Here is a 9,651-nt window from a genome sequence, read left to right on the forward strand (position 1 = left end):
ACACAGCATCGTTTTAGTGCGTGGTGGTAGGGTAAAAGACTTACCAGGTGTTAAGTATCACATTGTTCGTGGTGCCTTAGATACTGCAGGTGTTGCAAAAAGAACTGTTTCTCGTTCTAAATATGGTGCAAAACGCCCTAAAGCAGCAGCTAAGTAATAAGATTGCAGACAAATCCGTTAGATTTGATTTTGTTTGAGTAAAATTATAAATTTGAAGGAAAATTATGAGAAGAAGAAAAGCTCCGGTAAGAGAAGTCTTGCCAGATCCGATTTATGGAAATAAAGTAATCACAAAATTCATTAATTCTTTAATGTATGATGGTAAAAAAAGCACAGCTACTACTATTATGTATGGTGCTTTAGAAGCTATCGATAAAAAAGGTGGAGAAAAAAAAGGTATAGAAATTTTTAATGATGCTATTGAAAATATTAAGCCTTTATTAGAAGTTAAATCTCGTCGTGTTGGTGGTGCTACTTATCAAGTTCCAGTAGAAGTACGCCCAGCTAGACAACAAGCTTTAGCTATAAGATGGATCATTTCTTTTGCTAGAAAAAGAAGTGAAAGAACTATGATTGAAAAATTAGCAGCTGAATTATTAGACGCAGCTAATAGTAAAGGCGCTTCATTTAAGAAGAAAGAAGATACTTATAAAATGGCAGAAGCTAATAAAGCATTTGCTCATTATCGTTGGTAAGAGGAGTAAAACATGTCAAGAAGTACTCCTTTAAAAAGAGTTAGAAATATAGGTATTGCAGCTCACATTGATGCTGGTAAAACAACTACTAGTGAAAGAATTCTTTTCTTTACAGGTATGAGTCATAAAATTGGCGAAGTACATGATGGTGCAGCTACAATGGACTGGATGGAACAAGAAAAAGAAAGAGGTATTACAATTACTTCTGCTGCTACAACTTGTTTTTGGAAAAATCACCAAATAAACCTTATAGACACTCCAGGCCACGTTGACTTTACAATCGAAGTTGAAAGATCAATGCGTGTTTTAGATGGTGCTGTTGCAGTATTTTGTTCAGTAGGTGGAGTTCAACCACAATCAGAAACTGTTTGGAGACAAGCTAATAAATACGGTGTTCCAAGAATTGTTTTTGTAAATAAAATGGATAGAATTGGTGCAAATTTCTTTAATGTAGAAGAGCAAATTAAAAATCGCTTAAAAGGCAACCCAGTTCCACTTCAAATTCCAATTGGTGCTGAAGATAATTTCAAAGGCGTGATTGATCTTATCACCATGAAAGCTTTAGTATGGGAAGATGAAAGTAAACCAACCGATTATGTAGAAAAAGAAATTCCAGCTGAGCTTAAAGAAAAGGCTGAAGAATATCGTGTAAAAATGATAGAAGCTGTTTCTGAAACAAGCGATGAATTAATGGAGAAATATTTAGGCGGTGAAGAACTTACTCAAGAAGAAATCAAAGCAGGTATTAAAGCAGGATGTTTAAGTCTTTCTATGGTTCCTATGCTTTGTGGTACAGCTTTTAAAAACAAAGGTGTTCAACCATTGCTTGATGCTGTTGTTGCTTATTTACCAGCTCCTGATGAAGTTGCTAATATCAAAGGTGAGTATGAAGATGGTACAGAAGTTTCTGTAAAATCAACTGATGATGGTGAATTTGCAGGTCTTGCATTTAAAATTATGACTGACCCATTTGTTGGACAATTAACTTTCGTTCGTGTATATAGAGGAAGTTTAGAAAGTGGTTCTTATGCATATAATTCAACAAAAGATAAAAAAGAAAGAATTGGTCGTCTTTTAAAAATGCACTCTAATAAAAGAGAAGAGATTAAAACTTTATATGCAGGAGAAATTGGAGCAGTTGTTGGTCTTAAAGACACACTTACTGGTGATACCTTAGCAAGTGAAAAAGATAAAGTTATTTTAGAGAGAATGGATTTTCCAGATCCTGTTATTTCAGTTGCTGTTGAGCCTAAAACAAAAGCAGATCAAGAAAAAATGTCTATTGCTTTAAATAAATTAGCTCAAGAAGATCCAAGCTTTAGAGTTTCTACAGATGAAGAAAGTGGTCAAACTATCATCTCAGGTATGGGTGAGCTTCACTTAGAAATTATTGTTGATAGAATGCTTCGTGAGTTTAAAGTTGAAGCAGAAGTTGGTCAACCTCAAGTTGCTTACCGTGAAACTATTAGAAAAACAGTTGAGCAAGAGTACAAATACGCTAAACAATCAGGTGGTCGTGGTCAGTATGGTCATGTATTCTTAAGACTTGAGCCGCTTGAGCCAGGCAGTGGTTATGAGTTTATAAATGATATCAAAGGTGGGGTAATTCCAAAAGAATATATTCCAGCGGTTGATAAAGGTGTTCAAGAGGCATTACAAAACGGTGTTTTAGCAGGATATCCTGTTGAAGATGTTAAAGTAACTGTTTATGATGGAAGCTATCACGAAGTGGATTCTTCTGAAATGGCATTTAAACTTGCAGCTTCTATGGGCTTTAAAGAAGGTGCTAGAAAAGCAGGTGCGGTAATCTTAGAACCTATGATGAAAGTTGAAGTTGAAACTCCAGAAGAATATATGGGTGATGTTATTGGAGATTTAAATAAACGTCGTGGTCAAGTAAATTCAATGGATGAAAGAGGTGGTAATAAAATTATTACAGCATTTTGTCCTTTGGCTGAGATGTTTGGTTACTCAACTGATCTTAGAAGTCAAACTCAAGGTCGTGCTACTTATTCTATGGAATTTGATCACTATGATGAAGTTCCAAAAAACGTTTCTGAAGAAATTATCAAAAAAAGAAATGGTTAATCTACCAAGATGGGCAAAAAGCTCATCTTGAATTATTTATGTCCTTTTGAATTAATTAAATTAATTATTCCTTCATTAATTTCATATGCCTTTCCAAAACCTTTAACATATCTTCCGTTTTTCAGTATAAGTTGAAATAAATGAAAATCTTGCATATTTTTAATGACTTGGATTATTTCTTTATTGCTTTCATTTTCATAAGTATTTAATACTTGCTCAAAGAGTTGATTATCTCTTGTTATTTCTATACACTCTATTCTAAATTTAAGTCTTTTTCTTGCAAAGATTGACATGCAATCTTTTTCATCTTCTATAAACATAATTTCTATGTTTTTATTATTGTATTTTACTCCTTCAAAGTGTTCAGCAATTTCACTAATATAAATATAAAAGTCATTTTTAATTTTTATAATAGGTGTATATGAACATATGGTTTGATTATTTAAATTTAAAGAAGATATTATAATGCTTTTGCATTCTTGTATAAATTGATTGATTTCATCATGTAATTGCATATATTTTCCTTATAGGTTAGAATGGATAAGTAAGGACTATATGAGAGCAAAAAGAAGAGTTTGTTTACTCTTCTTCATTAGTATTCTTGCGTACAACTTTAATGCGTTCTATACTATTTCCATCCATCTTTTTGACTTCGTAGTAGCAGAATTCATCTTCTATTCTATCTCCAACAACCGGTAAGCGTCCTAAGAGATTAAAAACATATCCACCTATAGTGACTTGTTCTAGCTCTTCATTAAAGCGTATATCAAGCATTTCTTCTACTTCGCTAATTTCATATCTTCCTTGAAATTCATAAATGTTTTCTGCAAGTTTTTTAAAATGTGGACTAGAATCATCATGCTCATCATTAATATCTCCAACGATTTCTTCCATAATATCTTCCATGGTTAAAAGACCGGCTGTGCCACCATATTCATCTACTACTAATGCTGTGTGTACTTGTTCTTTATTCATCATGAAAAGGACTTTGGATATGCTGATATTTTCTGGAACTAAGATCATTTTGATTAAAAAATCATCCAAATTTTTCTTATCTTTGCTAAGTTCATTTTGCATGATGTCTCTAATGTGTACCATACCCAAAATGATATCTTTAGAACCATCTATATATGGAAAGCGTGTGTGTTTGTATTGACAAACTATTTGCATATTTTCTTCATAGCTTTTTTGTTTGTTAAGACATATCATATCTTTTCTAGGTGTCATGATTTCTTTTGCTACTGTATCTGAAAAATCAACAGCATTACGTATGATTTCAGTTTCAAACTCATCCAAAACTCCACCTTTTTGGCTTTCACTCGCAATAAATTTGATTTCTTCTTCAGAGTGGCTTAATTCATGTTCTTTAGCAGGTTTAATACCTATAACTTTTAAAGAAATTGCAGCTAAAAAGTCAAATGTTTTGATGAAAGGTAGGAAAAGTAACCAAAATAAATGTAATGGTCTTGCAACCCATAAAACAGCTTTATCTGCAATAGCGATAGCAACGCTCTTTGGAACTAATTCACCTAATACAACATGCAATAATGTGATAATAGCAAAAGCGATAACAAATGCTATAGTATGAATTAATGCTGGAGCTAAGCCTAAATTTGCCAAAGGAACTTCAAGAATTTTAGCAATAGCAGGTTCACCTATCCAACCAAGAGCAAGAGAGCTTAGCGTAATACCAAGTTGACAGGCGCTTAAATAAGTATCTAGTTTTGAGGTTACTTCTAAAGCTTTTTTTGCATTACGTTTTTTTTCTTTTACCATTTCTTCGAGTTTTGATCTACGTACTTTAACAATAGCAAATTCAGATAAAACAAAAAATCCATTTAAAAGCACTAAAGCTAATGCAACAAGAATCATAAAAGTAGAATAGCCTACATCAATTGAGGCAACAGCGGGTAATGTTTGATTTAAGTCTAAAGATTGACTGGGGTCCAAAAAAACTCCTTTAATAAAATTTTTGCAAAATTATATCAAATCAAAACTATAAAATTAGCTTAAAATAAACGACATATTTTAAATTAATTTATGTTTTCTATATTCAATATTTTTTTCAAATTCATCTAAACGTTTATAAATGCTACGCAATTGTGTGATAGTTGTCCAATTGGTGATAAAAATACTAAATGATGATCTAACTTGATCAAAAGCATTGCCAACTTGTATGATAATTCCAAGTTGTATAAGTCCTAAAAACAAGCTTGGAGCCATGATTAAAAAAGGCACTATAACCATGATTTGCTCAAATAAATAAAGCCATATATTAAAATACCCATAATGCAAAAATAATCTTTTATAATTGATTTTAAGTCCAGTAAATAAACTTAAAATACTTTCATCGCTCGCATAATTTTTTCTATCATCTTCAGCAAAAACAAGTTCTTTTCTAAAAGCAGCTTCGGCTTTTTGATTATTATATTCAAGACCAGGTAATTTAATGCCAACAAACCATGATATAACAAGACCTCCCAAAGAAACCAAAAATGCAATCCATACTAAAGAGCCATTAATGTCTTTTAAGATAGGTAAATTAACATGCGCACTTAACATCCACAAAATCGGCACAAAAGCAATTAAAGTCATAATTGCCTTAACAAAAGCCAACCCTAAGCTTTCTATGATTTTTGAAAAATTATAAATATCTTCTTGAATTCTTTGTGAGCTACCTTCTATGTTATCATCTTTTTTTTGCCAAAATTTAATATAATCAAAAGTCATAGCCTCACGCCATTTAAAGGCATAAATACTTCCAAAATATTGTGTGATAGTAGCGATTAATACATAAGGCAATGCTAGATATAAAAATTGCTTAATAAAATGATAAAAGTCATCTATACTATGATTTTTTGCATCTTGTAAAACATCATAAAATTCTTTATACCATTCATTTATTGCAACATTAATGGAAGTTTGAGCAAGTAAAGAAGCTAGTAAAAAAAATAAACCCAAATAAGCCCACAATGCCCATTTTTTTGAATAAAAAAAAGATTTAAACATTTAAATTTCTTTTAACATTTTTTCATAGTGTTTTATTGTATGTTTTTTTGCTTTAAAAATTATACTAAAAATCACAATAAAACAACTTGCAACTAAAAATCCAGGAATGATTTCATAAATTGCTATAAAATTTGAACCAAAATGTTTATAAAATATAACAGTTAAAGCTCCACTAACCATTCCAGCTATCGCACCTTCTTTGCTCATATTTTTATAAAATAAAGAAAATAAAATAACACTTCCAAAGCTTGCACCAAAACCAGCCCAAGCGTAAGAAACTATACCTAAAATTTGACTTTGAGTATCAAGTGAAAGTATAAAAGCTATGCAAGCAACAGCTAAAACACCTAGACGTGATAATAAAGTAATATTTTTATCATTTGTTTTTCTTTTTAAGATTTGTGTATAAAAATCTTGCACCAAGCTAGAAGCGCACACTAGCAGTTGAGAACTTGCAGTACTCATAATAGCTGCCAATATAGCACTGAGTAAAATTCCTGCCACCCAAGGATTAAAAAGCACTTGAGACATTACAATAAATATTCTTTCAGGGTCATTTAAAGTGAGATTAAATTTAGCTATATAAGCAATACCTAAAAATCCTATCATAGCAGCACCAAATAAAGAAATTACCATCCAAGTTATGCCTATAAAAGTTGCAGTAGGAATTTCTTTTACATTTATTATAGAGATAAAACGAATTAAAATGTGAGGTTGACCAAAATAACCAAGCCCCCATGCTAGGGTTGATACTACGACTAGCCAACCACCACCATCTAAACCAAAGGCTTGGGGTTTTACTTCATTTATAGTAGAAAAGGCTTCGCCAAAGCCACCAAGTTCAAAAATCATCACAAAAGGAATGATGATTAATGAGCTCATCATTAAAAGTCCTTGTATCATATCAGTCCAGCATACAGCTTTATAACCACCTAAAAAAGTATATAAAACAATAACTAAAAATCCAATGCTTAAGGCAAAAATATAAGGTAAATTAAATACACTTTCAAAAAGCTTAGCACCACTTACTAATCCAGCGCTAATGTAAATAGTAAAAAATACTAAAATAACTATTGCGCAAATGCTTCTTAAAATATGCTTATCATCATGAAAGCGACTTTCGAAAAAATCAGGAATTGTAATACATTCTTTGGCTATTTGAGAAAAAATCTTTAATCTTTTAGCAACAAAGGTCCAGTTCAAAAACATACCAAAGCTTAAACCTATGGCTATATAAATTTGTCCCAAACCAGCTGCATATAAAGCACCAGGAAAAGCCATTAAAAGCCAACTACTCATATCAGAAGCACCTGCACTTAAGGCAGATATTACCGGCCCCATGGATGTATTACCAACAAAATAATCTTTACTATTTTGATTTTTTTTGTAAAAATAAAAACCTATAAAAAGCATTAAAAATGCATAGGTAATAAAAGTAATAACAATAGGATAAGAAAGTTCCACACTTTGTAAATTCATAAGTGTCCTTAAAAAATTTAAAAAACTATCATTTTACTTGTTTTATTTTAAAAAAACATTATAAAAATTATTTTTTGTTTTTTTATTTCAATGCTTTATAAAGTTTTTTTGTTACAATTTTCTAAAAAATTTAAGGAAAAATGATGAAAAATCTTTTGATTATAGGTGCAGGTGGTGTAAGCCGTGTTGCGACTGTAAAATGTGCAATGAATAGTGATGTCTTTAGTAAAATAACCCTAGCAAGTAGAACTAAAAGTAAATGTGATGAAATAGCAGCTTTTATAAAAGAGCGTTTAGGTGTAGAAATTCAAACTGAGCAAATAGACGCAGATGACACCGCTGCTGTTGTAGAACTTATCAAAAAAACAGGAGCTGAAATTTTATTAAATGTGGCTTTACCTTATCAAGATCTTACTTTAATGGATGCGTGCATTCAAACTAATATCCACTATGTAGATACTGCAAACTATGAACATCCTGATTTGGCTAAATTTGAATATAAAGAACAATGGGTAAGAAATGATAAGTTTAAACAAGCAGGAATTTTAGGACTTTTAGGCAGTGGATTTGATCCTGGTGTTACTAATGTATTTTGCGCTTATGCACAGCAAAATTTGTTTGATGAAATTCATTATATAGATATATTAGATTGTAATGCTGGAGATCATGGCTATGCCTTTGCAACTAATTTTAACCCTGAGATTAACTTAAGAGAAGTTTCTGCTAAAGGTCGTTACTGGGAAAATGGAAAATGGATAGAAACTGCACCTATGGAAATAAAAATGGAATGGGATTATCCTGAAGTAGGGGTAAAGGATAGCTATTTACTTTATCATGAGGAGCTTGAAAGCTTAGTAAAAAATATCAAAGGTTTAAAAAGAATAAGATTTTTTATGACTTTTGGGCAAAGCTATTTAACTCATATGAAATGTCTTGAAAATGTTGGTATGCTAGGTATTAAGCCTGTTATGCATCAAGGCAAAGAAATAATACCAATAGAATTTTTAAAAACACTACTTCCTGATCCTGCTAGTTTAGGTCCTCGCACCAAAGGTTATACTAATATAGGTTGTGTGATTCGTGGTGTAAAAGATGGAAAAGATAGACAAGTTTATATTTACAATGTTTGCAATCACGAAGAGTGCTTTAAAGAAACTGGAGCGCAAGCTGTGAGTTATACTACCGGAGTTCCTGCAATGATAGGAACAAAGTTAATTGCTAAAGGAATTTGGCAAGGAAAAGGTGTGTTTAACATGGAAGAATTTGACGCTAAACCTTTTATGGATGAGTTAAATACTCAAGGACTTCCTTGGAAAATTATAGAAATGGAGCCAAATTTAGGAAAATAATCTCAAGTCTTTTTTGACTTGAGAAAGTTTTAATAATGATGCAATTATTATTAAGTATAGATTGGACACCTTTTTTAGTTTCCATAAAACTTTCTATTATTACTTGTATAATTTTGTTTTGTTTTTGCATACCACTTGCTTGGGTTTTTACTTTTAAGCAATTTAGAGCAAAAAAAATTCTAGAAACTATAATAACCTTACCTTTAGTTTTACCACCATCTGTTGTTGGTTTTTACTTATTGATTTTATTTTCAAAATACTCTTTTTTTGGTAATTTTTTAGAAAAATATTTTAATATCACTTTAGCTTTTACTTTTGAAGGTTTGGTGATAGCAAGTTGTATTTATTCATTACCTTTTATGTTTAATCCTTTATATAATGCAATGTCTATGATTTCTAAAAATGTTATAGAAGCTAGTTTTTCTTTGGGAAAAAATTCTTTCATCACGCTTTTTAAAGTAATCTTACCTAGTATTAAACCAGCTATATTAAGTGCTTTGGTAATAAGTTTTGCACATACTATGGGTGAGTTTGGTATAGTATTAATGATAGGCGGTTCTTTAAGCGGAGAAACAAAAGTAGCTAGTATTGCTATATATGAAAGTATGGAAAATTTAGATTTTACCACAGCCCATATTTATAGTCTCATACTTTTAATTTTTAGTTTTATTGTTTTACTAAGTGTGAATCTTCTTAATAAACAAAAAAGATAATATACTTATATTATCTTAAAACATAATCCATTTATTGTTTTCAAGTATTTTTAGTATAAATTTATCTAATCATATTTTATCTTTAATTGTTAGTTTTCTCTTTTGTTTTCTTGTTTATTAGCTATATTTAAGATATTGTTTTCATTATATTTGACATAAATTTTCTACATTTTATAATAACTCACATCTCATTATTTTTTTCTAAAAATTTACCACATGTTATAAACCAATATCCATAGTCCTTTTTTTATCGCCCCCCTCCCCTTTTTTTTTCTTTTCTTCAATCATAACTTACACACTTACACCACCATAATAACA

Annotated in this window: 8 protein-coding genes and 1 pseudogene; 5 read left to right on the plus strand and 4 right to left on the minus strand. The window is 30.8% G+C overall.

The genetic code is table 11. From position 1 onward, the window contains the following. From rpsL to fusA, 3 genes and pseudogenes are all read left to right on the plus strand, one after another. Window positions 1-157: pseudogene (gene rpsL / locus L8V79_RS07310) on the plus strand (30S ribosomal protein S12); the annotation flags it as partial. 67 nt (window positions 158-224) lie between these two features. Further along, window positions 225-695: a 30S ribosomal protein S7 gene (gene rpsG / locus L8V79_RS07315; protein ID WP_012661188.1), complete on the plus strand. Its 471-nt coding sequence runs from the start codon at window positions 225-227 to the stop codon at window positions 693-695. Window positions 696-707: 12 nt separating this feature from the next. Further along, on the plus strand, window positions 708-2,783 hold the full coding sequence (gene fusA / locus L8V79_RS07320) for an elongation factor G (protein WP_263683252.1): 2,076 nt from the start codon (window positions 708-710) through the stop codon (window positions 2,781-2,783). A gap of 32 nt (window positions 2,784-2,815) precedes the next feature. Here fusA and L8V79_RS07325 read toward each other — a convergent pair whose 3' ends face one another. The 4 genes from L8V79_RS07325 to putP form a co-directional block, all read right to left on the minus strand. Next, the gene (locus tag L8V79_RS07325) at window positions 2,816-3,298 is read right to left on the minus strand and encodes a pyridoxamine 5'-phosphate oxidase family protein (protein ID WP_263683253.1); all 483 of its coding nucleotides are present in this window, start codon (window positions 3,296-3,298) and stop codon (window positions 2,816-2,818) included. Between the two features lie 64 nt (window positions 3,299-3,362). Beyond that, window positions 3,363-4,733 (minus strand): hemolysin family protein, encoded by a 1,371-nt coding sequence (locus L8V79_RS07330; RefSeq protein WP_263683254.1) that lies wholly within the window; start codon window positions 4,731-4,733, stop codon window positions 3,363-3,365. A gap of 78 nt (window positions 4,734-4,811) precedes the next feature. Then, window positions 4,812-5,792 (minus strand): putative transporter, encoded by a 981-nt coding sequence (locus L8V79_RS07335; protein ID WP_039668130.1) that lies wholly within the window; start codon window positions 5,790-5,792, stop codon window positions 4,812-4,814. Beyond that, window positions 5,793-7,271 (minus strand): sodium/proline symporter PutP, encoded by a 1,479-nt coding sequence (gene putP / locus L8V79_RS07340; protein WP_263703103.1) that lies wholly within the window; start codon window positions 7,269-7,271, stop codon window positions 5,793-5,795. 143 nt (window positions 7,272-7,414) lie between these two features. Between putP and L8V79_RS07345 the strand changes: the two genes are divergently transcribed. Continuing rightward, window positions 7,415-8,620 carry a saccharopine dehydrogenase family protein gene (locus tag L8V79_RS07345; protein ID WP_263703104.1) on the plus strand — a complete coding sequence of 402 codons (1,206 nt, stop codon included), beginning with the start codon at window positions 7,415-7,417 and terminating at the stop codon, window positions 8,618-8,620. A gap of 35 nt (window positions 8,621-8,655) precedes the next feature. Continuing rightward, window positions 8,656-9,333: a molybdate ABC transporter permease subunit gene (gene modB / locus L8V79_RS07350; protein WP_263703105.1), complete on the plus strand. Its 678-nt coding sequence runs from the start codon at window positions 8,656-8,658 to the stop codon at window positions 9,331-9,333. Window positions 9,334-9,651: the final 318 nt, after the last annotated feature.

The sequence above is a fragment of the Campylobacter sp. IFREMER_LSEM_CL2194 genome, assembly GCF_025771685.1.
GTDB lineage: Bacteria > Campylobacterota > Campylobacteria > Campylobacterales > Campylobacteraceae > Campylobacter_D.